Here is a 26,838-nt window from a genome sequence, read left to right as displayed (position 1 = left end):
GTCGTACTGCAGGGTTTTACGGGCGGCGCAGGGCGTCGGCGGCCGCGGTCGCGGCGGGGCCGGAGGCCAGCTCGGACTCCAGGAGCTGCTTGCCCAGCAGCTCGGGGTCGGGGAGCTCCATCGGGTACACGCCGTCGAAGCAGGCGCGGCACAGGTTGTCCTTGGGGATCGTCGTCGCCTCGATCATCGCGTCGGTCGTGATGTACGAGAGCGAGTCGGCGCCCAGGGACGTGCCGATCTCCTCGATGGTCATGCCGTTGGCGATCAGCTCCGCGCGGGTCGCGAAGTCGATGCCGAAGAAGCAGGGCCACTTCACCGGCGGCGACGAGATCCGGATGTGGACCTCGGCGGCGCCCGCCTCGCGGAGCATCTTCACCAGCGCGCGCTGGGTGTTGCCGCGGACGATCGAGTCGTCGACGACCACCAGGCGCTTGCCGCGGATGACTTCCTTCAGCGGGTTCAGCTTGAGCCGGATGCCGAGCTGGCGGATCGTCTGCGAGGGCTGGATGAACGTACGGCCGACGTAGGCGTTCTTGACCAGACCCGAGCCGTACGGGATGCCGCTGGCTTCGGCGTACCCGATCGCGGCGGGGGTGCCGGATTCCGGAGTCGCTATCACCAGGTCGGCGTCGACCGGGGCTTCCTCGGCGAGTTTGCGTCCCATCTCCACTCGGGAGAGGTAGACGTTGCGGCCCGCGATGTCGGTGTCGGGGCGCGCCAGGTAGACGTACTCGAAGACACAGCCCTTGGGCTTCGCTTCTGCGAATCGGGAGGTACGCAGGCCGTTCTCGTCGATGGCGACGAGCTCGCCCGGCTCGATCTCGCGCACATAGCTGGCGCCGCAGATGTCGAGAGCGGCGCTCTCGGATGCGACGACCCAGCCGCGCTCAAGACGGCCGAGCACCAGCGGGCGGATGCCCTGCGGGTCACGGGCGCAGTACAGCGTCTGCTCGTCCATGAAGACCAGCGAGAAGGCGCCCTGGACCTGGGGAAGGACCTTGGCGGCCGCTTCCTCGACGGTCAGCGGCTTGCCGTCCTCGTCCGTCTGGCCCGCGAGCAGCGCGGTGACCAGATCGGTGTCGTTGGTGGCGGCGAGCTGGGTGGCCCGGCCGTTCTCCTTGGGCAGCTCGGCGACCATCTCCGCGAGCTGCGCGGTGTTCACCAGGTTGCCGTTGTGGCCGAGCGCGATCGAGCCGTGGGCGGTCGCCCGGAAGGTCGGCTGAGCGTTCTCCCACACGGAGGCACCCGTGGTCGAGTAGCGGGCGTGACCGACCGCGATATGACCTTGGAGTGAACCGAGAGAGGTCTCGTCGAAGACCTGGGAGACAAGCCCCATGTCCTTGAAGACGAGGATCTGGGAGCCGTTGCTGACCGCGATGCCCGCGGATTCCTGGCCCCGATGTTGGAGGGCGTAGAGCCCGAAGTAAGTGAGCTTCGCGACCTCTTCGCCCGGAGCCCAGACACCGAAGACGCCGCAAGCGTCCTGGGGGCCCTTCTCACCGGGGAGCAGGTCGTGGTTGAGTCGTCCGTCACCACGTGGCACGCCACCGAGTGTAGGCGAGATCGACCACTGGTCCGAATTGGGGATACGAACGAGTGGCCGCGACGGCCCTTTTTGTAGGTTTCGCGCCTCATCCCCTCCCGGGGCCACCCCACCCGCCCACCGCCCGCGTCCCCGCAGGTGGGCCCGGGTGTGCGCCGGTCGTTCGCGTGGTTTGCGGCTGCGGGGGGCGCGGGGCGGGGCGGGTGGGGGAGTGTGACGGAGTTCGCTTTGCCCGGGGTTGCCTTGCGGGGGCGGGGGGTCGGTGGGTGCGGGGGCGTGTGCGCTGGGTGAGCGGGCGTCCCCTTTGGCAGGGGGCCGCGCGACGCGGTCGGGGTGAGCGGGCGTCCCCTTTGGCAGGGGGCCCCGCGACGCGGTCTGTGTGAGCGGGCCTCTCCTTTGGGTGCGGGGCGCCCCGCGACGCGGTCCGGGTGAGCGGGCGTCCTCTTTGGGTGCAGGGCGCCCCCAGAACACGGCCATGGGGCGGCCCCAGGGCCCCGGCTTTGCCCCGCCTTTCGGGTGCAGACCGTGGTCGCTTCTCGCGCAGTTCCCCGCGCCCCTGGCGATGCTGGTGCGGGCCAGCATGGACACCCTCAGCCCGCCGGGCTGCCCGGTGCGGGCCGACATGCGCATCTTCAGCCTGCCGGGCTGCCCGGTGCGGGCCAGCAAGGACACCCTCAGCCCGCCGGGCTGCCCGGCGCCGGCCCGCATCGGCATCTTCAGCCCGTCCGGCGATTGAGGACGAGCGCCGTTCAGGCGCGTTCGGGGTCTGGGGCGGAGCCCCAGGGGCCCCCGCCTTCCCGGTGCGGACCGTGCGTGGCTAATCGCGCAGTTCCCCGCGCCCCTGGCAGGGCTGGTGCGGGCCAGCATCGCCAACCTCAGCGACCCCGCGCAGCTACTCGACGCCGGCCAACGTCGGCATCCCCAGCGACCCGCCCAACCACCCGGCGCCGGCCCGCATCGGCATCTTCAGCCCGTCCGGCGTTTGAGGACGAGCGCCGTTCAGGCGCGAACCGGGGTCTGGGGCGGAGCCCCAGGGTCCCTCGGCTTTCGAGTGCGGACCGTGGTCGCTGCTCGCGCAGTTCCCCGCGCCCCTGGCAGGACTGGTGCGAGCCCGGCATGGACACCCTCAACCCGATGGGCTGCCCGGCGCCGGCCCGCATGGACATCCCCAGCCCGCCCAACCACCCGGTGCCGGCCCGCATCGGCATCCCCAGCCCGTCCGGCGACTGAGGACGAGCGCGCTCAAGGTGTGAGGCGGGGGCTGGGGCGGAGCCCCAGGGGGTTGGGGGCTAGGTCAGTACGGGGAGGACCGCGGACAGGTCGGCGCGTTCGCCGCTCGCCGCCACCCACGCCTCGGCAACCGCCACCCCCCACTCCACCCGCCCGGTGGCAAGCCGGATCCATGCGAGCGGGTCGGTCTCGACGACGTTGGGCGGCGTGCCCCGCGTGTGCTTGGGGCCGGCCACGCACTGCACCACCGCGTAGGGCGGGATCCGCACCTCGACCGAGCCACCGGGCGCGCTCAGGGCGAGCGCGTCGGCGAGCAGCCGGGTGCACGCGGCGAGGGCCTGGCGGTCGTGCGGGACGGCGAGTTCGGGCAGCGCGTCGTTCAAGTCGTCGGTGTGGACCGTGAGTTCGACGGCCCGGGTCACCAGGGCGTCGGCGAAGGTCATCGCGCCGAACCGGGTGGGGACGAGCCGGTCGTCCGCCGTGGCGCTCAAGAGCTCGGCCGCACGGGCGGCCCGCTCCTCGAAGAGCGCGTCCAGGTCGGCCACGGAAGCCGCCAACTCCCTTGTACTGTCAGCGATTTCCCCGGCGGAGCGCCCCGTGGCCGACGGCCAGTCCAGCAGCGCGAGCTCCTGCTTGAGCGGCGCGGGCCCGGCGAGCCCGCGCTCCAGCATGCCGAACGCCATCGTGTGGTGGACGACGAGCTCGCGCACCGTCCAGTCGCCGAGCCGGGTCGGCCGGGCCAGCTGCTCGGGCGTGAGCGTGCGGACGCCGTCGCGTACGTGGCCGAACTGGGCGAGGACGGCGGCCCGGATCTTCACCGGGTCGTATCTGCGGGTGCGCTTCTTGGCCGGGGACATGAAACCGAGCCTACGCCGGGCGGGGGTAGCCCCCGAGACCCTTCTCGACCTGCGCGAACGCCCGCTCGGCGCGCTCGGCGGCAGCCGCGGCGACCTCCTGCGCGGACTCACCGCCGAGGATCCTGCGGTGGTGCTCGTTGATCAGCGCGTTCCGGGCCCCGGTCAGCTGGGCGGCGGCCACCGCGGCGAGCATCGGGTCGCCGCCCTCCTGCGCCAGCACCTCGGCCAGCTCCCGCTCCGCCCCGCCGAACGCAAGCGCGGCGCGCTGGAGCAACACCGGGGTTTTCTCGACGAGTTGGCGGGCCTGGAGGGAGCGCGGTTCGTCGGTCAGCCCGACCGAGGGGTCGCGCGACTCGACCATGTCCAGGAACTGCCGGCGTACCGCGGCCACCGCCGACTCCCCCGGGGCACGCTCGCGCACGGCCCGTACGACATCGCCGACATGGTGCATCATCGGCGCGATGACCAGGTCTTCCTTCGTTCCGAAGTAGTTGAAGACCGTCATCTTGGAGACATCCGCGGCCGCCGCGATCTCCGCCACGGAGACATGGTCGAAGCCGCGCTCGGTGAACAGGTCGAGCGCGGTGCACCAGATCCGCGTCCCGGTCTCCCGCTTCTTGCGCTCGCGCAGGCCCTCACCAGCAGTCATGCACATCACTGTACCAGGATGAAATTTAAGCCCGGATGAAATGTTGACTCGGTCCATGTTCTGGTCCATGGTGGTGCCCATGACGACGACGAAGACCTTGAACGCGAACTCGGCCACCCCCTCCGCCACTTCGGTCACGCCCGCCTCCACCGCCACTTCGGCCACGACCGCCCCCGCCGTAACCGGCCCCGCAGGCCACGAAAGCCCCACAGGCCCCACAGGTCCTGCCGCCCCCCAGATGTCCAAGGCCCAGATCCTCGTCGGCTTCATCGTGTGCATCGCCACGATCCTGCTGGCCGTGCTCGACATGAACATCGTCTCGGCGGCCACCGTGCCCATCGCCCGCGATCTCGACCCCGCCCATGGAGTCGACAAGATCCCCTGGCTGATCAGCGCGTTCGCGCTCGCCTCGGCCGCCGCCCTGCCGCTGTACGGGAAGCTCTGCGACAGCCTGGGCGCGAAGAAGGTCTTCGTCGGCGCCGTCGCCTCCTTCCTGCTCGGCTCGGCCCTGTGCGGCGCCGCCCAGTCCATGACCGAACTGATAGCGGCCCGCGCCCTCCAGGGCCTCGGCGGCGGCGGCCTCATGAGCGTCACCATGGTCGTACTCGCCCAGCTCACGGCCCAGGGCGGCAAGGGAGGCAACAGGGCCGGCGGCGCGGGCGGCATCGTCGGCGGCGCCGGCATGGCGATCGGCCCCTGGATCGGCGGCACCCTCTCCGACCACGCCAACTGGCGCTGGATCTTCTACATCAACCTGCCCCTCGGCGTCGCCGCGCTGATCGCCGCCGTCCTCGTACTGAAGCTCCCGGTCTCCACCGCCCGCCACCGCATCGACTACCTCGGCGCCGCCCTGGCCGCCGTGTTCACCAGCACCCTGCTCCTCGCGACCAGCTGGGGCGGCAAGCAGTACGCCTGGGCCTCGCCCGAGATCATCGGCCTGATCGTGGCCTGCGTCCTGTCGCTCGCCCTGTTCCTGCGCCGCCAGGCGACCGCCGCCGAGCCGGTCCTGCCGCTGTCGATGTTCAAGGTGCCCCAACTGCGGTACGGCTTCGCGATCCAGGCGCTGCTCGGCTCCGCGATGATGGGCGCGCTCGTCTACGTCATGGTCTACCTCCAGGCGGTCCGCGGCATCGCGCCCGCGGCGGCCGGGCTCTACCTCATTCCCATGGCGCTCGGCATGACCGCCGTCGGCCTCGGCGCGGGCAAGCTGTCGGCGCGCGGCTGGCGGACGAAGGGCTTCGTGCTGACCGGCACGGTCACCTCCGCGCTCGGCCTCGCCCTGCTCGGCACGCTCGGCACCACCACCTCGCTCTGGCTCGTCCGCGCCGCGCTCCTGGTCATGGGCTGCGGGTTCGGCCTGCTCATGGGCCAGCTCATCCCGTACGTCCAGAACGCCGCCCCCGCCCACCAGCTGGGCATCGCCACCACCAGCATCCGGTTCTTCCAGACCGTGGGCAACGCGCTGGGCGCCGCCGCCTTCGGCACGCTCCTGAGCCGGGTGTACGAGGCGAAGGTGCCGGGCGGCTCGACCAGTGCCATCGCCCATCTGACCGGCGCCGCCCGCGACCACGCGGTGCACGGCTTCGTCGGCGCGATGGACGTGGTCTTCCTGGTGGCGGCCGGCCTCATGGCGCTGGCCGCGGTGCTCGCCGCCCGCCTGCCCGCCGAGGCCGAGGCCGCATCCGTACCGGCCGCCTAGGGCCTCGCGGACCGGGAACGGACACCCGTCCGGGACGCACACGTCGGACACCCGTCCGGGACACACGTCGGCCCCGCACCCTCAACAGGGGTGCGGGGCCGATGAGTTGGCGCCTACGGGAACGTCCTACTGGGCCAGCAGGGCCGGGATCGTCGCCTCGTGGGCGGTGCGCAGCTCACCGAGACCGAGGCTGAACTCGCCCTGGATCTCGATGGATTCGCCGTCCACGACACCGATCCGGGTGGCGGGAAGACCGCGCGCGCCGCACATGTCGGTGAAGCGCAGCTCCTCCGAGCGCGGCACCGACACGACGGCACGGCCGGCCGACTCGCTGAACAGGAACGTGAACGCGTCGAGCCCGTCCGGCACGACCAGGCGCGCGCCGTTGCCGCCCTTGAGGCAGGACTCCGTCACGGCCTGGATCAGACCGCCGTCGGACAGGTCGTGCGCGGCGTCGATCATGCCGTCGCGCGAGCCCGAGATCAGGATCTCGCCGAGCAGCTTCTCGCGGTCCAGGTCCACCTGCGGCGGCAGGCCGCCCAGGTGCTGGTGGACGACCTCGGACCAGGCCGAGCCGCCGAACTCCTCACGGGTGTCACCGAGGAGGTAGAGCAGCTGGCCCTCCTCGGCGAACGCGATCGGGGTGCGCCGGTTCACGTCGTCGATCACGCCGAGCACCGCGACCACGGGGGTCGGGTGGATGGCGGTGTCGCCGGTCTGGTTGTAGAGCGAGACGTTGCCGCCGGTCACCGGGGTGCCGAGCTGGAGGCAGCCGTCCGCGAGACCACGGGTGGCCTCGGCGAACTGCCACATCACATCCGGGTCCTCGGGGGAGCCGAAGTTGAGGCAGTCCGAGATGGCGAGCGGCTTCGCGCCGGAGGCCGCCACATTGCGGTAGGCCTCGGCGAGCGCGAGCTGGGCGCCGGTGTACGGGTCGAGCTTGGCGTACCGGCCGTTGCCGTCGGTCGCCATGGCCACGCCGAGGTTGGTCTCCTCGTCGATGCGGACCATGCCCGCGTCCTCGGGCATCGCGAGCACCGTGTTGCCCTGCACGAAACGGTCGTACTGGTCGGTGATCCACGCCTTGGAGGCCTGGTTCGGGGAGGCGACCAGCTTCAGGACCTGGTCCTTCAGCTCGGCGCCGGACTGCGGACGGGCCAGCTTGCCCGCGTCGTCGGCCTGGAGCGCGTCCTGCCAGGAGGGGCGGGCGAAGGGCCGGTGGTAGACCGGGCCCTCGTGGGCCACCGTGCGCGGCGGCACGTCCACGATCTGCTCGCCGTGCCAGAAGATCTCCAGCTGGGAGCCCTCGGTCACCTCACCGATGACGGTGGCGATGACGTCCCACTTCTCGCAGATCTCCATGAAGCGCTCGACGTGCTGCGGCTCGACCACCGCGCACATGCGCTCCTGCGACTCGCTCATGAGGATTTCCTCGGGCGAGAGGGAGGAGTCGCGCAGCGGCACCGTGTCCAGCTCGACGCGCATGCCGCCGGAACCCGCGCTCGCGAGCTCGGAGGTCGCACACGACAGGCCCGCGCCACCCAGGTCCTGGATGCCCGCGACCAGCTTCTCCTTGAAGATCTCCAGAGTGCACTCGATGAGCAGCTTCTCCTGGAACGGGTCGCCGACCTGGACGGCGGGGCGCTTGGCAGGACCCGTCGATTCGAAGGTCTCACTCGCGAGGACCGAGACGCCGCCGATGCCGTCGCCGCCCGTGCGGGCGCCGTACAGGATGACCTTGTTGCCGGGACCCGACGCCTTGGCGAGGTGGATGTCCTCGTGCTTCATCACGCCGATGCAGCCGGCGTTGACCAGCGGGTTGCCCTGGTAGCAGGCGTCGAAGACGACCTCGCCGCCGATGTTGGGCAGGCCCAGGCAGTTGCCGTAGCCGCCGATGCCCGCGACGACGCCGGGCAGGACGCGCCTGGTGTCGGGGTGGTCGGCGGCGCCGAAGCGCAGCGGGTCGACGACCGCGACCGGGCGGGCGCCCATGGCGAGGATGTCGCGGACGATGCCGCCGACGCCGGTGGCCGCACCCTGGTAGGGCTCGATGTAGCTGGGGTGGTTGTGCGACTCGACCTTGAAGGTGACCGCGTACCCCTGGCCGACGTCGACGACGCCCGCGTTCTCACCGATGCCGACGAGCATCGCGTCGTTCTCGGGGACCTTGTCGCCGAACTGCTTCAGGTGGACCTTGCTGCTCTTGTACGAGCAGTGCTCGGACCACATGACGGAGTACATGGCGAGCTCGGCGCCGGTGGGACGGCGGCCCAGGATCTCCCGGATACGGGCGTACTCGTCCTCCTTGAGGCCGAGCTCCTTCCAGGGCTGCTCGACGTCCGGGGTCTCGGCGGCGTGCAGAACAGTGTCGAGAGTCATCAGGCGTTGACCAGCTTCTTCAGGATCGAGGTGAAGAATCCGAGGCCGTCGGTACGGCCCGTACCGATCAGCGGCTCCACGGCGTGCTCGGGGTGCGGCATCAGGCCGACGACGTTGCCCGCGGCGTTGGTGATGCCGGCGATGTCGCGCAGCGAGCCGTTCGGGTTCCCGTCGAGGTAGCGGAACGCGACCCGGCCCTCGGCCTCCAGCTCGTCCAGCGTGCGCTCGTCGGCGACGTAGCGGCCGTCCATGTTCTTCAGCGGAACCCGGATCTCCTGGCCTGCCGTGTAATCGGCGGTCCAGGCCGTCTCCGCGTTCTCCACCCGCAGCCTCTGCTCGCGGCAGATGAAGTGCAGGTGGTTGTTGCGGAGCATGGCGCCGGGCAGCAGGTGCGACTCGGTGAGGATCTGGAAACCGTTGCAGATGCCGAGGACCGGGAGACCGGCCTTCGCCTGCTCGATGACCGTCTCCATCACCGGCGAGAACCGGGAGATGGCCCCGGCCCGCAGGTAGTCGCCGTAACTGAACCCGCCGGCCAGGACGACCGCGTCGACCTGCTTGAGGTCCTTGTCGCGGTGCCAGAGCGAAACGGGCTCGGCGCCCGCGATGCGCACGGCACGCAGACTGTCCCGGTCGTCCAGCGTGCCGGGGAAGGTGACAACGCCGATACGTGCAGTCACTTGGACTGCTCCTCGACCTTGACGGTGAAGTCTTCGATGACGGTGTTGGCGAGGAAGGTCTCGGCCATCTCGTGGATGCGGGCGAGGGCGGCCTCGTCGACCGGTCCCTCGACCTCCAGCTCGAAACGCTTTCCCTGACGTACGTCGCCGATCCCCTCGAAGCCGAGACGGGGCAGTGCGCGCTGCACCGCCTGTCCCTGCGGGTCGAGGATTTCCGGCTTGAGCATGACGTCGACTACGACGCGTGCCACTGGCACTCCCGGTGTGGTGTGGTGCGAAGGCGGTTCCCCCAGCGTACCCGCCCAAAAATTCTACGCGGGTAGATATCATGAGGGCCTGATCACGTTCCGGTTTCGGCGGCGACAACACGTGGGAAAAATCCCGAGAAAAAGTCGCCGAAGTCATTGCGTCGGGACACGCTGATGCAATTGGCTGGGCTTCACATTGCAATGGGTACCGCTGTACAAAGGAATCCCAGCGAAAGCGACATTGCTCCATAACAGCCGGAAGGCCGGTATCGCCGCACGTCAGGTACGTACGAGCGGCGACACCACAGGAAGGAACCGATATCCGTGGCTCAGCGCGTAGTGGTCACACTCTTCGACGACATCGACGGCGGAGAAGCGGCGGAAACGGTCACGTTCGGCCTGGACGGAAAGGTCTACGAGATCGACCTCAATCCCGCCAATGCAAAGAAACTGCGCAAGGCCCTCGCGCCTTACGTGACGGCGGGGCGCAAGCAGTCGAAGTCCGGGAAGACCTATCGGCACACCGCGGTCGCCCCCGACCCGGCGGCCGTCCGGGCCTGGGCGCAGTCCCACAAGATGGACGTGCCGGCTCGCGGCCGGATCCCGAAGAAGGTCTACGAGGCCTTCGCCGAGGCGAGCTGACCCGGTGGCCGGGGCTGCCCTGGGGCCGCCCCGGCCACCGGAGTTGCACACCCCCCCTGCTGATCAGCTAGAGTCTGGAACACGCCGAGGGGCAAGGCCGAAAGGCCCGGTCCACCGGAGCGTGCGGGTGTAGTTCAGTAGTAGAACACCCCCCTTCCAGGGGGGAGGCGCAGTGTGCAATTCCTGTCACCCGCTCTGCATTGCCTGCCAGTGGTCCTTGTGGATCAGGTAGAGTAGTGCTCGCGCCGTCCAGTGAGAGCTGGCGGATGCATGCGGACGTGGCTCAGTTGGTAGAGCATCACCTTGCCAAGGTGAGGGTCGCGAGTTCGAATCTCGTCGTCCGCTCAGGAAGCACGTGAGGCCCCGGTTCATCGAACCGGGGCCTTCGTCATGTCCCCCCGCACTTCTGACATTTGTCATGCGCGGTGATGACACCGCGCACTGCCCGGGCCCGGTTCGGCGCGGAACGCTGAACTCATGGCAGCAACAACGGGAACAGCAGATGTGATCGAGGTCGAGGAGCTGCGGCGGACCTACGCCGGGGGCTTCGAGGCCGTCTCGGGAATCTCCTTCTCCGTGGCGCGCGGTGAACTCTTCGCGCTGCTCGGCACCAACGGCGCGGGCAAGACCTCCACCGTCGAACTCCTCGAAGGTCTCGCCCCGCCGAGCGGCGGCCGCGTACGGGTCCTCGGGCACGACCCGTACACCGAACGGGCCGCCGTGCGCCCCCGTACCGGCGTGATGCTCCAGGAAGGCGGCTTTCCCGCCGAGCTCACCGTCGCCGAGACCGTACGGATGTGGGCGGGCTGCACCAGCGGGGCCCGGCCCGGCGACGAAGCGCTCGAACTCGTCGGCCTGGCGCGGCGCTCCGGCGTACGGGTGAAGCAGCTCTCGGGCGGTGAGAAGCGGCGCCTCGACCTGGCGCTCGCGCTGATCGCGCGGCCCGAGGTGCTGTTCCTCGACGAGCCGACCACCGGCCTCGACGTCGAAGGGCGGCGCGCCACCTGGGAGTTGGTGCGGGCGCTGCGTGACGGCGGCACCACCGTGCTCCTGACCACCCACTACCTGGAGGAGGCGGAGGCGCTGGCCGAACGGCTCGCGATCCTGCACGAAGGACGGATCGCGGCGAGCGGCCGGGTCGAGGACGTGATCGCCGCCCAGCCCTCGCACCTCTCCTTCGACCTGCCCGACGGCTACCACCTGGGTGACCTGCCGCCACTCGGCCGGCTCGGCGTCACCAGTCACGAGACGGCGGGCCGCACCGTGCGGCTGAAGACCCAGACCCTCCAACTGGCCGCCACCGAGCTGCTGGTGTGGGCCAGGGACAGCGGCGTCGAGCTGCGGGGGCTCGATGTGCGCTCGGCCTCGCTCGAAGAGGCGTTCTTGAAGATCGCGCAGGAGCGGCGCGGAGAGAAGGAGACGGTTCGATGAGCACCACCCTGGACGCGGTACGCAGCCCGGCCATGGCGCCGGAGCGGTCCCCGAAGAGCGCGGCGGACCGCATGAAGGCCCTGGCGCGGGCCGAACTCACCCTGCTCGCCCGCAACAAGTCGGTCATGTTCACCGTGCTCGTGCTGCCGAGCCTGCTCACCGGCTCCATGTACGGCGCGGTCAACAGCATCGACCTGGAGAAGAACGGACTGACCGCCGGAACCGTGCTGCTGCCCGGCTCGCTCGGGTACGCCCTGCTGTTCGCCCTCTACTCGCCGCTGGTCGGCGTCTACGTCGTACGCCGTGAAGAACTCGTCCTGAAGCGGCTGCGCACCGGGGAGTTGCGGGACCGGGAGATCCTGGCGGGCGCGGCGCTGCCCGCGGTGCTCATCACCCTCGCGCAGTCCGTGCTGCTGGTCGCGGCCTGCTCGCTGTGGCTGCACGTGCCACTGCCCGGCTCTGCGTGGCTCGCGGTCGTCGGGCTCCTCCTCGGCATCGCCCTGATGGGCGCGCTCGCCGCGGCGACCTCCGCCGTCACCAAAACCGCCGAGGGCGCCCAGATCGCGGTCATGCCCATGATGCTGCTCTCGGTCGCCGGATCCGGCATGGTCGTCCCCCTCGACGTGCTGCCCGACAAGGTGGCCGCGGTGTGCGACCTGCTGCCGCTGACCCCGGTGATCCAGCTGATCAGGGCCGGCTGGACGGGCGGGGCCGGCGCGGGTGACGTACTGCGGGAGCTGTTCGTCATGGTTGTCTGGACGCTCATCGCGGTCCTGGTCGTGCGCAAGCGCTTCCGGTGGGAGCCGCGGCGCTGAGACGGGGGGCGGCAGGGTGTTGGGCCGGATACACGCATGGCATCGCCGGCAGTGGCGGGACCGCAGCAGGGTGGAGAAGGTCGAGTTCCAGAGCCGGCTCGTCTGGGACGGCAGCATCTGGTTCCTCTTCCTCAGCTGGGACGTGCCGTTCGTCCTGCTAGGGCTGCGGCACGAACCGCTGCCGCTCGCGCTCGGGGTGGCGACGATGGCGGCGGGCGCGGCCGGCGCGTACCAGGGCAGCCGCGTCCACCGCCGGGCCGTCGACCACTATCTGGGGCGGGGCGAGGTGCCGCGCCGGGGCCTGGTCCTGTCCGGGGCGCTCTGCGCGCTCTCGCTCGTCCTGATCGCGGCGCTGCGCGCGACGCACGGCATGTCCGACCAGGCCCTGATGCTCGTCGTGCTGTACCTCATGCTGCCGTTCGGCATGGCGTACTGCCTGGTGGTGCCGCGCGGGACGTTCCTGCTGCGGTTCACCCTGCTCGGCATCCCGGTCGCGGGGCTTTTCGCCGCGGTCGGCGTGCCGCAGGCGCGCCTGGTCACGCTGGTGGTCGCGGTGGCGTTGTGCGGGCCGTGGGTCCTGATGGTCTCGCGCTGCGGGGCCTGGACGCTGTCGGTGATGTGGGAGTCGGACCGGGCCCGCGAGACCGAGGCACGCCTGGCCGTCGCCGAGGAACGGCTGCGGTTCGGGCGTGACATGCACGACGTGCTCGGCCGCAACCTCGCCGTCATCGCGCTCAAGGCCGAGCTCGCCGTCCAGCTCGGGCGGCGCGGCAGGCCCGAGGCGGTGGCGCAGATGGTGGAGGTGCAGCGCATCGCCCAGGAATCACAGAAAAAAAGAGGTACGGGAAGTGGTGCGCGGCTATCGCGAAGCGGACCTCCGGGTGGAGATCGAGGGCGCCCGAGGGGTGCTGGAGGCGGCCGGGATCGGCTGCCGCTACAGCGGCCCCGCCGAAGGCCTGACCGTCGAGGCGCAGTCGGCGCTCGGCTGGGTGGTGCGCGAGGCCACCACCAATGTGCTGCGGCACGGAGACGCCCGCAGCGTGGCGATACGGCTCGCCGTCACCGAGCACACCGCGACCCTGGTCGTCGAGAACGACGGCGTACCGGACCGGCCGGCCGGCTCCCCCGGCTCGGGCCTCGCGGGCCTGCGCGAGCGGCTGTCCGCGCTCGGCGGCACCCTGGAGGCGGGCCCGGCGGGCGGCGGGCTGTTCCGGCTGACCGCGGAGGTGCCCCGATGAGCCGGCCCGATGGCGAGGACGCCGCGGCGGGCCGCGTACGGGTGCTGCTGGCCGACGACGAGCATCTGATCCGGGGCGCGCTGGCCGTCCTGCTCGGCCTTGAGGACGATCTGGAGGTCGTCGCGGAGGCCGCGTCCGGGCCCGAGGCGCTGGCGATGGCCCGCGCCCACCGGCCCGACGTGGCGGTCCTTGACCTGGAGATGCCGGGCGCGGGCGGTGTGACGGTGGCCACAAAACTGCGGGCCGAACTGCCCTCCTGCCAGACCATGATCGTGACCAGTCACGGCTGGCCGGGGCACCTCAAACGGGCCCTGTCGGCGGGGGTGCGGGGCTTCGTGCCGAAGACCGTGAGCGCCCAGCGGCTCGCCGAGATCATCCGCTCCGTCCACGCCGGAAACCGTTATGTGGACCCGGAGTTGGCGGCCGACGCGATCTCGGCCGGGGACTCGCCGCTGACCGTGCGCGAGGCCGAGGTGCTGGGGTTCGCGGCCGACGGAGCGCCCGTCGCGGAGATCGCCGAGCGGGCCGCGCTGTCGCAGGGCACGGTGCGCAACTACCTCTCGTCGGCCGCCGCGAAGCTGGGTGCCGAGAACCGTCATACGGCGGTGCGTCTCGCACGCGAGCGCGGTTGGGTATAGTGGTCTCCGCGCCACGGCGCATGCGAACGTAGCTCAGCTGGTAGAGCACCACCTTGCCAAGGTGGATGTCGCGAGTTCGAACCTCGTCGTTCGCTCAGAAGAGAAGCCCCCGGTCCAGCGGCCGGGGGCTTCTTCGTACTCACGCCCAGCTGGTGCCGGTGAGCTGTTCGTACGCCTCGATGTACTTGCCCCGCGTCGCGTCCACGATCTGCTGCGGCAGCGGGGGCGGGGGCCGCTCGCCGGTGCGGTCCCAGCCGGACTCCGCGGAGGTCAGCCAGTCGCGGACGTACTGCTTGTCGTAGGACGGCTGGGCGCGGCCCGGCTGCCAGGTGCCGGCGGGCCAGAACCGCGAGGAGTCCGGCGTCAGCACTTCGTCGGCGATGACGAGCTCGTCGCCCGCGAAGCCGAACTCGAACTTGGTGTCCGCGAGGATGATGCCCCGCTCGCGCGCGATGTCCCGGGCCCTGCCGTACACGGCGAGGGTGGTCTGGCGCAGCTGGGCGGCGGTCTCCGCACCGATCTGGCGGGCCACCTCCTCGTAGCTCACGTTCTCGTCGTGGTCGCCGACGGCCGCCTTGGTGGCGGGCGTGAAGATCGGCGCGGGCAGCTCGGAGCCGTCGTCCAGGCCCTCGGGCAGCGCGAGGCCGCACACCGTACGGGACTGGTTGTACTCGACGAGCCCGGAGCCCGCGAGGTAGCCGCGGGCCACGCACTCCACCGGGACCATCGCGAGGGACCTGCACACCAGGGTGCGGCCCGCCCAGTCGGCGGGGGCGCCCGCCGGGACGTCGCTGGAGATGACGTGGTGGGGCACGAGGTCGGCGAGCAGGTCGAACCACCACAGCGAGAGCTGGGTGAGCACCCGGCCCTTGTCGGGGATCTCGGTGGGCAGCACCCAGTCGTACGCGGACAGCCGGTCGCTGGCGACCATGACCAGGTCGCCGGCCTCGTTCTGATAGAGGTCACGCACCTTGCCCGTGTGCAGGTGGGTGAGGCCCGGAACCTGAAGCGGCTCGGGCTTTTCTACGAATCCGGACACGGTTCCTCCGCGTAGGTTGATCCAGGAGCGATACCGATTCTCTCGCATCCGGCCGGGTACCCCGCTCACGGGTCGGCGAGCGGGCGCCGAGGAGTGGGCGAGCGCGCCGCCGGGGACGCCGGGTGCGCCGCAGGGATGGCTGGGCGCGGGCCGGGTGGCCGGGTGCGGGCCGGGGTGGCCGGGTTGCGCCACCGGGCGGGCGGGTGGCCGGGTGCGGGCCGGGGTGGCCGGGTTGCGCCACCGGACGGGTGGCCGGGTTGCGCCACCGGACGGGCGGCCGGGTTGCGCCACCGGACGGGCGGCCGGGTTGCGCCACCGGACGGGTGGCCGGGTTGCGCCACCGGACGGGCGGGTGGCCGGGTGCGCCGCCCGGGCGCGGGGTGCCCGGCGGGCGCTCAGTCGCGCTTGCAGATGCGGTCGAGGAGGTTGGCCGTGGCGCGCTGGATACGGGTGTCCACATGGCCGGGCCGGTCAAGGGCCGGGGACCAGGCGAAGGTGCCCGAGGCGAAGACGAGCGCGCCGGAGGGCGCCCGGTACAGGGACGTCTCCTGGTGCCGGGTGTGCTGCTCGCTGTCCCGGTAGGGGGAGTGGGCGAGCAGGATGCGGTCCTGGTGCTCGGGGAGCGCGGTGCGCGGGTAGTAGCGGTCGGCCTCGCCCGCGACCAGGCCCTGGATCTCGTCGCCGTCGCCGGCGCCGGTCGCCTCCCACAGCCAGTGGCTCGCGTTGCGTACGACCATGGGGGCGGGCTCGGGGACACGGCCCGCGTACTGGATGCCCAGGAGCTGCTGCTCGGGCTTGGCGACCTCGCGCCACAGGGCGGACCTGCCGGGGCCGCGCCGCTTGCGGCAGGTCAGCAGGCGGTCGGGCACCCCGGACGGCGAAGGGGCCAACTCCACCTGCCAGTACATGGTGTTGGCGGACAGGAAGACCAGCGAGGTGCCCCCGTCGCGGGCCAGCTCGACCGCGCGGCGCATCGGGGCCGACCAGTATTCGTCGTGGCCGGGGAAGACCAGACCCCGGTAGCGGGTCGGGTCCACCCGGCCCGCGTGCAGGTCGCGGGCGTCGGCGTAGGCGAGGTCGTAGCCGTAGCGCTCGGCCCAGCGGATGAAGTCGTAGGCGTGGCCCACATGCAGGGGCAGGCCCGCGCCCGCGTACGGCCGGTCGAAGGAGACGGTGATCGCCGCGTCCTCCTCGCCGAGCAGCCGGCCCTCCTCGTCCCACGCGTGGTACAGGCTGGCGCCGGTGCGGCCGTCCTCGGGGAACAGGTTGTACGCCTGCCACGTGATGTCGGGGAGCAGCAGCAGGAGATCCGCTGGGTGGTCGTCGCGGACGGTGAACGGGATGTGCGAGCGGTAGCCGTCGGCGGTGGTGAGCACGGCGACATGGGCGCCGAGCGAGGCGTGCGAGGGGACCTGGTAGCGCCAGGACTGCCACCAGTGGTGGCACGAGACGGTCCGGTCGGCGGCCAGGGGCGGCGGCTGGACGATCCCGGAGAGCCGGGGGCTGGTCGCGATCTTCGCGGCGCCGTCACCGCCGTAGTGGCCGATCCGGTAGACGTCGACGGTGAACTGCTGCGGGGGGTCCACGGTGATGTGGAAGTCGATGGCCTCGCCGGGCGAGACGGCCCCGCTGGAGGCGAACCCCTTGATCTGCTGGCGTACGTCGTCGGCGGTGCGGGGGCCGGGCACCCGGGCGGCGCCACGAGTGCCACGCGTGGTGCTGCGCGCGGTGCCGCGCTGGACCGGCAGATGGTCGACGTGGTCGACGTACCAGGGCACCACGTGCCCGGTGTCGTCGAAGTAGGTCTCGCTGCCGCGGAGCCAGGGCAGCGGGCCCTGCCCGAAGGGGTCCGAGACGGCGTGCGCGAGGGCACCCGACTCCCAGCGCCGGATGTGCTCCGACCGTTCCACCCCCATGCCCCTTCCCTCCCTCGATCCCCCGAGATACCAGTGATGCGGTTGCGCTGCGGTGGTGGTGCGCCCTCTGTCAGCTACCGGTCCCCAGCACATCACATAACGCACGCAGTCCGTCACCGTTCGTCGCGAATTGACGTCAAGGGGAATCTGGCATTCCGGATGCGCCGGGACGAACAGGGCGTGAACGAAGGATTCTTGGGGCGCGGCAGGGTGCCGCCGGGCCCGTCGGACGAGCCGTACCGGCTTCTCGGGGCGGATGCCGTACCGGCTTCCCAGGGCGGATGCCGGGGCGGCCGCGATCCGGGGCAGCCTCCGAGACGGCCGGGGCAGCCGGGACAGCCGGGACGCCGACGCGCTCCGGGGCCCGGGTGGTGCCGCCGGGCCCGTCAGACCAGCCGTACCGGCTTCTCGGGGCGGATGCCGATCGAGGCCAGCCAGTCGCGCAGCGCGTCCGCGTCGCCGTCCTCGATCAGGGTCAGCACCGGGGACGCCAGGTCGGAGCGGCGCTCCTCGTCGACGAGGAGCGACGGGCCGTCCAGCCAGTCGAGGCCCGGCGCGGCGCCCGCCGTGTCGATCGCCGCGCAGCACACCATCGCGGTCACATGGTCGGCCAGCAACTCCCTCCCGGTGCGCGGGGGTTGGAGCGGGAAGAGCGGCACGGCGTCGAAGGACCAGGCTTCGGGACTCGGGGCCGGCGGCGCGGACGCCGCCTCCTCGCCCGCCACCTCCGCCGCGATCCCGGCGGCCAGCAGGTCCGCGACGTCGTCGCCCGACGCGGTCAGGTGGTCGATGACGCGGGCGAGCGTGGGCGCCGCGGGCTCCGTGCCCCTGCGCTCGCCCAGCCCGTCCAGAACCCGGTGCAGCCGGGCCGCCTCGGTACGCCACTTGCGGTCGACGACTTCCTCGGGATACGCCGCCCAGTCCACCGGAGCCCAGCCGGGGCCGGGCTCGGCGGGCCCGCCGTGGAAGAGCCGCGCGGCGAGCAGCGAGGTCGCCTCGTCGGCGACGCCCGGCTCCTCCAGCAGGTCACAGGCGGGCCGCTCGCCGAGCCTGGAGGCGAAGCCCTCGGCGAGCCGGTCGCGCCGGGACAGCTCGGTCAGCGCCGAGACCACCCCCGCGTCGAGCCGGGAGGGCCAGCGCCCCATCCGCCAGGCGGGCAGCGCGACCCGCGTCAGCAGCCGGTCCCAGCCCGCGTAGGCGAGCCCGACCTGCTCCTGGGCGACGATGCGCACCCCGTAGTCCACAGCCTGTGCGCGCTCGGACGCCGCGACGGCGACCCCGCGCTCCATCTCACCGGCGTGCACCCGGCACCCGCGCAGCAGCAGCCGGGCCACTGAACCGGTGAAGCCGAGCGCGAGCCGGCGCACCGGGTCGAGCCCGGGCTTGGCGGCCACACCGACCGCGGCGTCGAGACCGCGTACGAAGCGGCGCGCGGCGGCTATGTCCGGATGGGCGGAGGGGCCCGTACCGGCGACGACCGGCGCGAGGATCGCGCGCAGCTCACCGACGCGCATCCACCACATGAAGGGCGAGCCGATGACCAGGACCGGCGCGGCCTGCGTCCGCCGAGAAGCGCTCCGGGCGCGCCCCGAGCGCCCCTCGGCGCCCTCGCGTGCGAAGGGGGCGGATGCCCCCAGCCCGGCGGCGGTGTGCGCCGGATGCGTACGGTCCTCCAGCCAGCTGTCGCAGTCCGGAGTGAGGGCTATCGCCGAGGGCGGTGGCACATCAAGGCGCTCCGCCAAATCTCTGACCAGGCGATACAGGTCGGGGGCGGCCGATTCGGCGAGGTCCACCGTCGGCGAGAGGGCCGGTCTGGCCCGTACGATCACGGCCGCCACGGCGGCCGCGAGCAGCAGCACGAGCAGCGCGGTGGCGGTGACCGCCCAGCGTGCGGTGTCCCAGCCGCTGCCTTCGATGCGGCCCTGCGCGGCGGCGGCGATCAGCACGACGGCGACAGCCGCCGGCAGCAGGGCCACGGCCAGCGCCCTGCTACGGATGCGCAGCACGGCGAGAGCCCGCGACCGCGCGTGCTGCGCGCCCGCCTCTCCACTCATTCCGTTACCGGACACGACCGGACCTCACCCCCTCTGCCCTGCGGCGGCGTTGCTCATGCCCCCACTGTGGCACCCGCCACTGACATCGCAATGCCGGTGGGCCAAGTGCCGGAACGCCTTCGCCGCACCCTAGTTGGGCCATGGTCAGGAGTCATCCGGATGGGCCAGCCGTCACTCGATGGAATGGCTTTGGGCAAAGGTGCGGTTGGTCCGCGATGGACGGTCCGGCCTCCGGAAGCCTCCTCGCCCAACGCCGCGGGGCCCCGGCATGCGACCGGGGCCCCGCGCGTCGTGACGTGATTCAGCCCTGTGCGCCGGCCGCCTTGCGCGCGATGTCGGTGCGGTGCTGCGAGCCGTCGAGCCGGATCCGGCCGACCGCCGCGTACGCCCGCTCCCGGGCCTGCGCCAGGTCATCGCCGGTCGCGGTGACCGACAGAACCCGGCCGCCCGCGCTGACGACCGTGCCGCCGTCGCGGCGGGTTCCGGCGTGCAGGACGTACGCCGAGGGCTCATCCTGCGCGGCGACCTCGGCAAGCCCCTCGATGGGGTCACCGGTGCGGGGGGCCTCGGGGTAGTTGTGCGAGGCGATGACCACGGTGACGGCGGCGTCCTCACGCCAGGCCAGCGGCGGCTGCACGTCGAGGGTGCCGTTGGCCGAGTGGAACAGGACGCCCGCCAGCGGCGTCTTGAGCCGGGCCAGCACGACCTGCGTCTCGGGGTCGCCGAAGCGGGCGTTGAACTCGATGACCCGCACCCCGCGCGAGGTGATCGCGAGGCCCGCGTACAGCAGTCCGGAGAACGGCGTGCCGCGTCGGCGCAGCTCGTCGACGGTCGGCTGGAGCACGCTCTCCATGACCTCGTCGACCAGCTTCGGGTCGGCCCACGGGAGCGGCGAATAGGCGCCCATGCCACCGGTGTTGGGGCCCTCGTCGCCGTCGAGCGCGCGCTTGAAGTCCTGCGCGGGCTGGAGCGGCAGCACGGTGACACCGTCGGTGATCGCGAACAGCGAGACCTCGGGACCGTCGAGGAATTCCTCGATGACCACGCGGTCGCAGCCGAGCGCGTGCTCGCGGGCGGCGGCGAGGTCGTCCGTCACGACGACGCCCTTGCCCGCCGCGAGGCCGTCGTCCTTCACCACGTACGGGGCGCCGAAGGCGGCGAGCGCCGCGTCGATCTCCTCCGGGGTGGTGCAGAGGTAGGAGCGGGCCGTCGGCACGTTGGCCGCGGCCATCACGTCCTTGGCGAACGCCTTGGAGCCCTCAAGCCGGGCGGCCTCCTCGGAGGGCCCGAAGCAGGGGATGCCCGCTGCCCGTACGGCGTCGGCGACTCCGGCGACGAGCGGGGCCTCCGGGCCCACGACCACCAGATCGCTGCCGAGCCCGGCGGCCAGGCGGGCGACCGCCCCGCCGTCCAGCTGGTCGACCGGGTGGAGCTCGGCGACCTCCGCGATTCCGGCGTTGCCGGGGGCGCAGTGCAGCGCCGTCACGTCGGGGTCGAGGGACAGGGAACGGCACAGGGCGTGCTCGCGGGCACCGCCGCCGATGACAAGGACCTTCACGGCAGTCAGCCTAGCCGCCGCGAGGACGTGATCTTTGTGCGGGCCACCGAGTGGACGGCTAGCCCTCGTTCGTATATTCCTCCACCACAGTCGCCCCGAGCTCGCGCACGATCAGGTCGTGGCCGGACAGCGCGTTGTCCACCAGGTCCGGGTCGTCGTCCTCCGGAACGTCGTCCTCCGGCCGCACGGGCGGCGGAGGCTCCTCGTGCCGTACGGGGGCGGAGGCGTGCGGTTGCTGCTGCTGTGCGTGCTGGGTCTGCGCCTGTCCTTGTGCCTGCGCCTGCGACGGGGACTGTGACTGTGACTGCGTGTGCGATGCGGGGGCGGGGGCAGCCGGGGACTGCGACTGGGACCAGGGAGGCTGCGAGGACTGCTGGCCCTGCTGGCCCTGCTGGTACTGCGAGGGCGCGGGCGGGGCCGGGGGCCGGGGCGCGCTGCCCCCGAAGTTGGCCGCGGCGGCCGGGGGCTGGGCGCCACCCGACGGGTCGATGATCGCCTCGACCTTCCACTGCACCCCGAACCGCTCCGAGAGCACACTGCGCAGCACGTCCTCGCTGCCGCTGCTCGCGAAGTTGTCCCGGGCGCCCGCGTTGATGAAACCGAGCTGGACGGTGGTCCCGTCGAAGCCGGCCACCTGCGCGTTCTGACTGAGCAGGATCCAGGTGAAGCGCCGCTTGTTCTTCACGGCCTCCAGGATGTCGGGCCACATGCTGCGCACCTGAAGGGCGTTGCCCTGGGCGGCGGCGGTCGGCGCCTGCGCGGCGGGGGCCGGGGCGGGGCCTGAGGCGGGGGCCCGAGTGGGCTCCGGCGTGGCGGACGCACCGGATGCGCCGGACGCTCCGGGCGCACCGGATGCTCCGGATGCGGTGGAGGTCGCGGACGGCCAGGCGCCCGCGCCGGCTCCGGGGGCGGCCGCGCCCGGCCAGGCACCGGGACGCTGGCCGCCACCCTGCCCGGGCGCGGCCGCGGACGGCCAGGCCCCGGCAGCGGGCCCGGCCTGCTCGGCGGGCTGCGGCTGCACGGGCTGGGACGGCTGTACGGGCTGAGGCTGAGCGGACGGCGGCTGCTGCGGCTGCGCATGCTGCTGGGGCCCGGCCGTCTGCGGCGGCGCCCATTGCTGCGGCTGCGGCTGCGGCTGCTGCGGCCCGGCCGCCTGCTGCTGGGGCGACTGCGGCCCGGGCGGGACCGGCGACGCGGCCGGCACCGGCTGGGCGGGCCCGGCGCCCTGGGCCGCAGCACCACCCGCGCCCCGCGCCGCCGCACGAGCGGCCTCGGGTCCGCCGGGGCCGCCCTGCATCGGCGCGTGCGCCTCGGGCCCGGGCACGTATCCCATGGCGGGGCCACCGGCGGGCGCCGCCTGGAAGTGGGCTCCGCGCTCAAGGCGGTCGATCCGGGCCTGGAGCGAGCGCTCGTCGTCGTACGCGGCGGGCAGCAGCACCCGGGCGCAGATCAATTCGAGCTGGAGCCGGGGCGAGGTGGCCCCGCGCATCTCGGTGAGCCCTGCGTTGACGAGATCGGCGGCCCGGCTGAGCTCGGCCGCGCCGAACACGGAGGCCTGCGCCGTCATCCGCTCGACGACATCCACCGGGGCGTCGATGAGCCCCTTCTCCCCCGCGTCCGGAACGGCGGCGAGGATGACCAGGTCCCGCAGTCGCTCCAAAAGATCGGCGACGAAGCGGCGCGGGTCGTTGCCGCCCTCGATGACACGGTCGACGATCTCGAAGGCGGCGCCCCCGTCCCCGGCGGCGAAGGCATCGACCACGGAGTCGAGCAACGACCCGTCGGTGTAGCCCAGCAGGGAGGTGGCCATGGCGTACGTCACACCGTCCGCGGCGGCGCCGGCGAGCAGCTGGTCCATGACGGACATCGAGTCACGCACGGATCCGGCGCCTGCGCGCACGACCAGCGGCAGCACCCCGTCCTCGACGGGGATGCCCTCGCGCCCGCAGACCTCCCCCAGGTACTCCCGCAGGGTGCCGGGCGGCACGAGCCGGAACGGATAGTGGTGCGTACGCGACCGGATCGTCCCGATGACCTTCTCGGGTTCGGTGGTGGCGAAGATGAACTTCAGGTGCTCCGGGGGCTCCTCGACGACCTTCAGGAGGGCGTTGAAGCCCGCCGAGGTCACCATGTGGGCCTCGTCGATGATGTAGATCTTGTACCGGCTGGACGCGGGCCCGAAGAAGGCCTTCTCGCGCAGCTCACGGGCGTCGTCCACACCACCGTGCGACGCTGCGTCGATCTCGATGACGTCGATGGAGCCGGGCCCGGTGCGCGCGAGGTCCTGGCAGGACTGGCACTCCCCGCACGGCGTGGGCGTCGGCCCCTGCTCGCAGTTCAGACACCTGGCCAGGATCCGGGCGCTGGTCGTCTTGCCACAGCCCCGCGGCCCGCTGAACAGGTACGCGTGATTGACCCGGTTGTTCCGCAGCGCCTGCTGCAGCGGGTCGGTGACATGCTCCTGCCCGATGACCTCGGCGAACGACTCGGGGCGGTAGCGGCGGTACAGCGCAAGGGACGACACGCATACGAGGTTATCGGGGCCCACTGACAACCGGGCCCGCCGACGGATCCCCCGCCGCCCCTCGGTCGCGCGAAACGGCGCCCACACAGCGGGAGAAGCCCCGCCACCCCCACAGAAATAAGGCGCCCCCCACGCACCCGCCAGAGCCAACCTACCCTTGCTGCCTTCCGGCCCTGGGGGAGTTCAGTCAGATAGCGCCACGTGAGGGGCTGCGCACAGACTACCCGATCCCCGAGGGGGGAACGAGTTCGCGAGCACCCCTCAACGTCTTGTATTGTTTGCCGCGGAGGATTCGCCTAGTGGCCTAGGGCGCACGCTTGGAAAGCGTGTTGGGGGCAACCCCTCACGAGTTCGAATCTCGTATCCTCCGCAGTCGCCTCACCAGGCGAAACGAAGAGCCGGACCGCTGTTGGCGGTCCGGCTCTTTGGCATATTCTGGTCTCATTTTTAGTCTCACTTATTTCCGGCATTCAGCCTATTTCGCCCGCACGGCTGGCCGCCTTCCCGGTGACCGGCTTGCGGCTGGGGCTGGGGCTTAGGCGTCCTGAACGCGTCCGCTGTTCGGTCAACCACGGCCCCCTCCCGTGGCACACGCCTGGTAAGGGGGACAACACCAAGAGTATGGTCTCTTGTATGGCGATGACCAAGAAGGTGACGGTGACAATCCCCGAGGATCTCCTAGACGAGATCCGCGGGGAGGCGGCGGAACGGGGCTTGTCGGCGTACGTCGCCGAGGCGCTGCGCTTCAAGCGGGACCGCGACCGGCTACGGGAGCTCTCCGACTGGCTACAGGAAGAGCACGGCTCTCTCAGTGAGGACGAGCGCACGGCAGCGTTCGAGGAACTGGAGGATCTCGACGCCGAGCACGAGCGCCGCCGCACCGCCGGCAAGCACAACGCCGGAGAGGCGGCGTGAAGAAGCGGGCCGGTGAGCAAAGGCAGCGGCCACTACGCGTCTTCGTACTCGACTGCGAAGCCCTGTCCCTAGCTGTACGAGGCGACCGGAAGATGATCGCCTGGATCGACCTCGCGGCCCGAGGCGAAGCCGAGGTGGTGACATCTCCGATGACGTTGGTCGAGGCGTACGACGGCAGAACCAGCGAGCAGCGCTGGGACTGGGTGCTCTCCAGGCTCAAGGTCGCCGATATCGGAAAGGACGAGGCGCGCCAGGCCCGCCGCCTCCTGGCTGACGCCAAGCAGCACGGCCATAAGTACGCGATCGACGCCGTCCTCGCCGTCATCGCGCGACAGCAGAAGGGGCAGGTCACCGTCTTTACCTCCGACGTGGAAGACCTCGAGCTGCTGGTGCCGAAATCAATCGTCGTCAAGAAGGTATGACCTGACGCTCCGGCCTCAGGGACGCCAGCGAGGCAGCGCAGCGGACAGGCCCGAGGCCAGTCCCGCGGCTGCAGCGGGCCCGAGCAAGGGCCCGCAGGGAAGCACTGCAGGCGGAAGAGAACGACCGGCGCCGGGAGCACAAGCGCGAGCAGTGGGAACGGGAAGGCACGTACCTGAGCCGTGAGGAGTTCGCAGCGGGCCACCCCTGCCGCGGATGCGGTGAGCCGATTCTCGACGGCCTCGGCGACCGACCGCCACTGTTGCAGATGACATCTGGTGAGCGGGCCGAGTACGACGCTGAGGAGGCCCGATACAAGGAGCGCCACGGCGAGTGTCGAGCTATCCGCTGGACGGTGAGCGGATCCCGCACCTTGCATTGCAGACATTGCTGCCCGTCACCTCCCATGGGTGAGGAACAGGCGAAGACGATCGCGAAGATCCTCTTTGGCCACAAGGCCAACAAGCGGGATCTGGACGACTGGGACCTCACCCTCACTTGCGACCACACCCTTCGCCGCACCCAACACCGCGACCACCAGCGTTACTCGACATCCGTCGTGCACTGTCCGACCTGCGGGAAGCGGCGTGGCGTGGTCGACGCCGCGCACGTAGGACCTACGGAAAACCCCGACGGCGAGGTCCAGCAGGAGCGCTTGGCCGCCAAGCTGCGGTCAGCTGAGGCGAAGCTCAAGCGTCAGCGCAAGGCCGCAGTCAAGACAGAGCAGCAGATCGCCGACATTGCCGAAAGACTCGGAGACAACCCCAGGCACTCCGGGGTTGGCGGGCGCTGACTGGAACACCCCGGAGGGAACGTCTGGACTCACGACCGTCTCGGACGCCAAGACCCTCACCCCGCACGGGTGGCAGATCCCGCCCACCTGTCCCAACACGCCTCTCGGCCCCTATTTCTGCACACCGAATTCTCACGCACTAAACATAGTTCACTCAAATAAGTTAGATCTTCTCGGAAAGCTCCCGAGAGGCAGGTTCTCACTTCATGCTTTTCATGGATCCGATCCCTAATGGCACCGGAGGAAAAGCATGCGGGACATCTTCGCTCTCATCACAGAGCGAGTACTGCGAGATTTCGGCGAAGGACCTATCTGCGCACACGTCGGCGACATCCACACATGCGCCATCAAAAATCATCCTACATACGGGATATTGCGCGACAGGGTTCGGCTCGGCCGATCAAAGTCGGTAGCCAGTCTGCGCACCTGGGAATCCGTGGAAAGTTTGGCGAGGGAAGGAGATAAGCCGGAACGAGAGAAGTGGCTCATCATGCTGCTGGATCTACTGACTCCGTATTTCAGAGGATGGTCCAAGGAGCTGGCGCGTAGGTGGAATTACGAAGTCTCTGACATCAGATCGGCGATGGTGGAGGGTGCACTGGAAGCATGGTTCTCCCATGCAGACAGCACACCTTCCAGGAAACTGCTGGACACCATGATGACTCGCGCGTTCGCCAGGGCCCGCAGTCTGGTAGACGCAGGAAGTTCGGAAACGTGCGCGGAAGACGTTTCACAATTTGCCATCGACGCCACGAAGGAAGAGGAATCCACACTTCGCGCATCCTCAATCATCGACGCCACAATTATTCGCGATCCCGATGCCGATGAGAGAATTCGCGGTGAGCGTACAGGAGCCCTACTGAAGCGAATGGGAGCCATGGAGCACACCACAATCCTCCACGGAAGAATCCGCGGCGGCAGCCGGAACGGAAAAGAGGCGCCGGCCATCACCCCCAAACAGATGAGCCGCTCCTGGGTTGACGGAATGAATCTCTACTATCGATTTTCCGAGCTACTTCCCGAACACATCAGCTTCAGTGACGCGGCTAATTCAATCGGTATTTCAGAGTCACAGGCATCACGAATGGCAAGGAAGGGAACTCTCCCTTTCCGAGTGTTCTGGGTTGGCAACACACGGGTAGTTTCAGTCAAATCACTCATGGCCGTCCTGGGCATCCAAGATTCGATCGTGCACCCCGACGACGTGGAAAATGGAGCGGCTCATTGTGGTGGACAATGACGCCAGACTCGCGCCCTAGACCTCATAAGGCGACTCATACCTGAAGTATGAGTGCTTGCTCTCCTTGACAAGATCCGTTCCGCCGCTGCAGACCACCGCGCGACAGCAGAAGGAGCAGGTCGCCCAACGCTCTGGTCTCAGTTCTGGTCTCATTCACCCTCGTCCGGCGCTGTTCACCGAGCTCACCCACCGGCATATCCATGCAGGTCAGGACACCCACGACCACCGCCGCGCCCCAAGACGAAGACTTGGAAAGCGTGTTGGGGGCAACCCCTCACGAGTTCGAATCTCGTATCCTCCGCCATTGCTCTCACCGGGCAATACGTCGAA

General features: G+C 70.7%; 23 protein-coding genes, 4 tRNA genes, 1 other RNA gene and 1 pseudogene. 16 read left to right on the top strand and 13 right to left on the bottom strand.

The features are described 5' to 3' along the window. Positions 1–16: 16 nt before the first annotated feature. Positions 17–1,543 carry an amidophosphoribosyltransferase gene (gene purF, locus ACGFW5_RS11230; RefSeq protein ID WP_393833912.1) on the bottom strand — a complete coding sequence of 509 codons (1,527 nt, stop codon included), beginning with the start codon at positions 1,541–1,543 and terminating at the stop codon, positions 17–19. 580 nt (positions 1,544–2,123) lie between these two features. Here purF and ACGFW5_RS11225 point away from each other — a divergent pair. Beyond that, entirely contained in the window at positions 2,124–2,279 is a 156-nt protein-coding gene (locus tag ACGFW5_RS11225; protein ID WP_393833911.1) for a hypothetical protein, read from the top strand. Between the two features lie 553 nt (positions 2,280–2,832). Here ACGFW5_RS11225 and ACGFW5_RS11220 read toward each other — a convergent pair. Both ACGFW5_RS11220 and ACGFW5_RS11215 read right to left on the bottom strand, forming a co-directional pair. Beyond that, positions 2,833–3,630: a sterol carrier family protein gene (locus tag ACGFW5_RS11220; RefSeq protein WP_393833910.1), complete on the bottom strand. Its 798-nt coding sequence runs from the start codon at positions 3,628–3,630 to the stop codon at positions 2,833–2,835. A gap of 10 nt (positions 3,631–3,640) precedes the next feature. Beyond that, positions 3,641–4,279: a TetR/AcrR family transcriptional regulator gene (locus tag ACGFW5_RS11215; RefSeq protein ID WP_393833909.1), complete on the bottom strand. Its 639-nt coding sequence runs from the start codon at positions 4,277–4,279 to the stop codon at positions 3,641–3,643. Positions 4,280–4,517: 238 nt separating this feature from the next. On the opposite strand from ACGFW5_RS11215, the gene ACGFW5_RS11210 reads away from it, so the two are divergent. Then, positions 4,518–5,978, top strand: coding sequence for an MFS transporter (locus ACGFW5_RS11210; protein ID WP_393833970.1), 1,461 nt, complete (start codon positions 4,518–4,520; stop codon positions 5,976–5,978). Positions 5,979–6,104: 126 nt separating this feature from the next. On the opposite strand, the gene purL is transcribed toward ACGFW5_RS11210, so the two are convergent. The 3 genes from purL to purS are packed head-to-tail and all read right to left on the bottom strand — an operon-like array spanning position 6,105 to position 9,294. Continuing rightward, complete coding sequence (gene purL / locus ACGFW5_RS11205; RefSeq protein WP_393833908.1) at positions 6,105–8,357, bottom strand: phosphoribosylformylglycinamidine synthase subunit PurL; 2,253 nt, start codon at positions 8,355–8,357, stop codon at positions 6,105–6,107. Next, positions 8,357–9,037, bottom strand: a complete 681-nt coding sequence (gene purQ / locus ACGFW5_RS11200; protein WP_393833907.1) for a phosphoribosylformylglycinamidine synthase subunit PurQ — start codon at positions 9,035–9,037, stop codon at positions 8,357–8,359. Before purQ ends, purL begins: the two co-directional genes overlap by 1 nt. Beyond that, entirely contained in the window at positions 9,034–9,294 is a 261-nt protein-coding gene (gene purS / locus ACGFW5_RS11195; protein ID WP_078966365.1) for a phosphoribosylformylglycinamidine synthase subunit PurS, read from the bottom strand. The genes purQ and purS overlap by 4 nt, the downstream gene beginning before the upstream one ends. Before the next feature lie 315 nt (positions 9,295–9,609). Here purS and ACGFW5_RS11190 point away from each other — a divergent pair, with 315 nt between their 5' ends. The 5 genes from ACGFW5_RS11190 (at position 9,610) to ACGFW5_RS11170 (ending at position 12,173) form a co-directional block, all read left to right on the top strand. Next, a complete protein-coding gene (locus ACGFW5_RS11190; protein WP_393833906.1) occupies positions 9,610–9,927 on the top strand; it encodes an Lsr2 family protein in 318 nt (105 codons plus the stop codon). Positions 9,928–10,050: 123 nt separating this feature from the next. Further along, positions 10,051–10,122: transfer RNA gene (locus ACGFW5_RS11185), tRNA-Gly, on the top strand. A 77-nt stretch (positions 10,123–10,199) separates the two neighbouring features. Beyond that, positions 10,200–10,272 (top strand) — tRNA-Gly (locus ACGFW5_RS11180). 132 nt (positions 10,273–10,404) lie between these two features. Then, positions 10,405–11,358 carry an ABC transporter ATP-binding protein gene (locus ACGFW5_RS11175; protein WP_393833905.1) on the top strand — a complete coding sequence of 318 codons (954 nt, stop codon included), beginning with the start codon at positions 10,405–10,407 and terminating at the stop codon, positions 11,356–11,358. Then, on the top strand, positions 11,355–12,173 hold the full coding sequence (locus ACGFW5_RS11170) for an ABC transporter permease (protein ID WP_393833904.1): 819 nt from the start codon (positions 11,355–11,357) through the stop codon (positions 12,171–12,173). The genes ACGFW5_RS11175 and ACGFW5_RS11170 overlap by 4 nt, the downstream gene beginning before the upstream one ends. Positions 12,174–12,440: 267 nt before the next feature. On the opposite strand, the gene ACGFW5_RS11165 is transcribed toward ACGFW5_RS11170, so the two are convergent. After that, positions 12,441–12,869 (bottom strand): hypothetical protein, encoded by a 429-nt coding sequence (locus tag ACGFW5_RS11165; RefSeq protein WP_393833975.1) that lies wholly within the window; start codon positions 12,867–12,869, stop codon positions 12,441–12,443. Between ACGFW5_RS11165 and ACGFW5_RS11160 the strand changes: the two are divergent. From ACGFW5_RS11160 to ACGFW5_RS11145, 4 genes and pseudogenes are all read left to right on the top strand, one after another. Then, a pseudogene (locus ACGFW5_RS11160) lies at positions 12,868–12,945 on the top strand (hypothetical protein); the annotation flags it as partial. The gene ACGFW5_RS11165 and the pseudogene ACGFW5_RS11160 overlap by 2 nt on opposite strands. Before the next feature lie 79 nt (positions 12,946–13,024). Continuing rightward, entirely contained in the window at positions 13,025–13,411 is a 387-nt protein-coding gene (locus ACGFW5_RS11155; protein WP_393833974.1) for a hypothetical protein, read from the top strand. Beyond that, a complete protein-coding gene (locus tag ACGFW5_RS11150; RefSeq protein WP_393833969.1) occupies positions 13,408–14,049 on the top strand; it encodes a DNA-binding response regulator in 642 nt (213 codons plus the stop codon). Before ACGFW5_RS11155 ends, ACGFW5_RS11150 begins: the two co-directional genes overlap by 4 nt. A gap of 22 nt (positions 14,050–14,071) precedes the next feature. Then, positions 14,072–14,144 (top strand) — tRNA-Gly (locus ACGFW5_RS11145). Between the two features lie 44 nt (positions 14,145–14,188). Here ACGFW5_RS11145 and ACGFW5_RS11140 read toward each other — a convergent pair. The 6 genes from ACGFW5_RS11140 to ffs all read right to left on the bottom strand — a co-directional run bounded on the left by ACGFW5_RS11140 (position 14,189) and on the right by ffs (position 23,354). Then, the gene (locus ACGFW5_RS11140; RefSeq protein ID WP_393833903.1) at positions 14,189–15,088 is read right to left on the bottom strand and encodes a phosphoribosylaminoimidazolesuccinocarboxamide synthase; all 900 of its coding nucleotides are present in this window, start codon (positions 15,086–15,088) and stop codon (positions 14,189–14,191) included. A gap of 395 nt (positions 15,089–15,483) precedes the next feature. Next, entirely contained in the window at positions 15,484–17,004 is a 1,521-nt protein-coding gene (locus tag ACGFW5_RS11135; protein WP_393833902.1) for a N,N-dimethylformamidase beta subunit family domain-containing protein, read from the bottom strand. Positions 17,005–17,390: 386 nt separating this feature from the next. Beyond that, positions 17,391–19,058 (bottom strand): hypothetical protein, encoded by a 1,668-nt coding sequence (locus ACGFW5_RS11130; protein WP_393833901.1) that lies wholly within the window; start codon positions 19,056–19,058, stop codon positions 17,391–17,393. A 301-nt stretch (positions 19,059–19,359) separates the two neighbouring features. Further along, positions 19,360–20,616 (bottom strand): phosphoribosylamine--glycine ligase, encoded by a 1,257-nt coding sequence (gene purD / locus ACGFW5_RS11125; RefSeq protein ID WP_393833900.1) that lies wholly within the window; start codon positions 20,614–20,616, stop codon positions 19,360–19,362. Positions 20,617–20,674: 58 nt separating this feature from the next. Then, the gene (locus tag ACGFW5_RS11120) at positions 20,675–23,140 is read right to left on the bottom strand and encodes a DNA polymerase III subunit gamma and tau (RefSeq protein WP_393833899.1); all 2,466 of its coding nucleotides are present in this window, start codon (positions 23,138–23,140) and stop codon (positions 20,675–20,677) included. A gap of 117 nt (positions 23,141–23,257) precedes the next feature. Next, an RNA gene (gene ffs / locus ACGFW5_RS11115) (signal recognition particle sRNA small type) lies at positions 23,258–23,354 on the bottom strand. A 71-nt stretch (positions 23,355–23,425) separates the two neighbouring features. On the opposite strand from ffs, the gene ACGFW5_RS11110 reads away from it, so the two are divergent. The 5 genes from ACGFW5_RS11110 (at position 23,426) to ACGFW5_RS11090 (ending at position 26,508) form a co-directional block, all read left to right on the top strand. Continuing rightward, positions 23,426–23,510, top strand: a tRNA-Ser gene (locus ACGFW5_RS11110). 263 nt (positions 23,511–23,773) lie between these two features. Continuing rightward, on the top strand, positions 23,774–24,055 hold the full coding sequence (locus ACGFW5_RS11105) for a CopG family transcriptional regulator (RefSeq protein ID WP_393833898.1): 282 nt from the start codon (positions 23,774–23,776) through the stop codon (positions 24,053–24,055). Positions 24,056–24,147: 92 nt separating this feature from the next. Beyond that, the gene (locus ACGFW5_RS11100) at positions 24,148–24,477 is read left to right on the top strand and encodes a hypothetical protein (RefSeq protein WP_393833897.1); all 330 of its coding nucleotides are present in this window, start codon (positions 24,148–24,150) and stop codon (positions 24,475–24,477) included. A 404-nt stretch (positions 24,478–24,881) separates the two neighbouring features. Then, positions 24,882–25,268 carry a hypothetical protein gene (locus ACGFW5_RS11095; protein ID WP_393833896.1) on the top strand — a complete coding sequence of 129 codons (387 nt, stop codon included), beginning with the start codon at positions 24,882–24,884 and terminating at the stop codon, positions 25,266–25,268. Positions 25,269–25,518: 250 nt separating this feature from the next. Next, positions 25,519–26,508: a hypothetical protein gene (locus tag ACGFW5_RS11090; protein ID WP_393833895.1), complete on the top strand. Its 990-nt coding sequence runs from the start codon at positions 25,519–25,521 to the stop codon at positions 26,506–26,508. The last annotated feature ends 330 nt before the right edge of the window (positions 26,509–26,838 follow it).

It is taken from the genome of Streptomyces sp. NPDC048416 (assembly GCF_043200435.1).
Classification (GTDB): domain Bacteria; phylum Actinomycetota; class Actinomycetes; order Streptomycetales; family Streptomycetaceae; genus Streptomyces.
This window is presented reverse-complemented; position numbering and strand designations above follow the sequence as displayed.

Excerpts from the sequence above, each read along its gene's own strand:
- ACGFW5_RS11165 (WP_393833975.1), bottom strand. The coding sequence starts at position 12,869 with ATGTCACGCCCGAACCGCAGCCGTTCCTCGGCGACGGCCAGGCGTGCC.
- ACGFW5_RS11105 (WP_393833898.1), top strand. The coding sequence starts at position 23,774 with ATGGCGATGACCAAGAAGGTGACGGTGACAATCCCCGAGGATCTCCTA.
- ACGFW5_RS11175 (WP_393833905.1), top strand. The coding sequence starts at position 10,405 with ATGGCAGCAACAACGGGAACAGCAGATGTGATCGAGGTCGAGGAGCTG.
- purL (WP_393833908.1), bottom strand. The coding sequence starts at position 8,357 with ATGACTCTCGACACTGTTCTGCACGCCGCCGAGACCCCGGACGTCGAG.
- ACGFW5_RS11215 (WP_393833909.1), bottom strand. The coding sequence starts at position 4,279 with ATGACTGCTGGTGAGGGCCTGCGCGAGCGCAAGAAGCGGGAGACCGGG.
- ACGFW5_RS11135 (WP_393833902.1), bottom strand. The coding sequence starts at position 17,004 with ATGGGGGTGGAACGGTCGGAGCACATCCGGCGCTGGGAGTCGGGTGCC.
- ACGFW5_RS11220 (WP_393833910.1), bottom strand. The coding sequence starts at position 3,630 with ATGTCCCCGGCCAAGAAGCGCACCCGCAGATACGACCCGGTGAAGATC.
- ACGFW5_RS11130 (WP_393833901.1), bottom strand. The coding sequence starts at position 19,058 with ATGAGTGGAGAGGCGGGCGCGCAGCACGCGCGGTCGCGGGCTCTCGCC.
- ACGFW5_RS11170 (WP_393833904.1), top strand. The coding sequence starts at position 11,355 with ATGAGCACCACCCTGGACGCGGTACGCAGCCCGGCCATGGCGCCGGAG.
- ACGFW5_RS11090 (WP_393833895.1), top strand. The coding sequence starts at position 25,519 with ATGCGGGACATCTTCGCTCTCATCACAGAGCGAGTACTGCGAGATTTC.
- ACGFW5_RS11100 (WP_393833897.1), top strand. The coding sequence starts at position 24,148 with ATGATCGCCTGGATCGACCTCGCGGCCCGAGGCGAAGCCGAGGTGGTG.
- ACGFW5_RS11225 (WP_393833911.1), top strand. The coding sequence starts at position 2,124 with ATGGACACCCTCAGCCCGCCGGGCTGCCCGGTGCGGGCCGACATGCGC.
- ACGFW5_RS11095 (WP_393833896.1), top strand. The coding sequence starts at position 24,882 with ATGGGTGAGGAACAGGCGAAGACGATCGCGAAGATCCTCTTTGGCCAC.
- ACGFW5_RS11210 (WP_393833970.1), top strand. The coding sequence starts at position 4,518 with ATGTCCAAGGCCCAGATCCTCGTCGGCTTCATCGTGTGCATCGCCACG.
- ACGFW5_RS11150 (WP_393833969.1), top strand. The coding sequence starts at position 13,408 with ATGAGCCGGCCCGATGGCGAGGACGCCGCGGCGGGCCGCGTACGGGTG.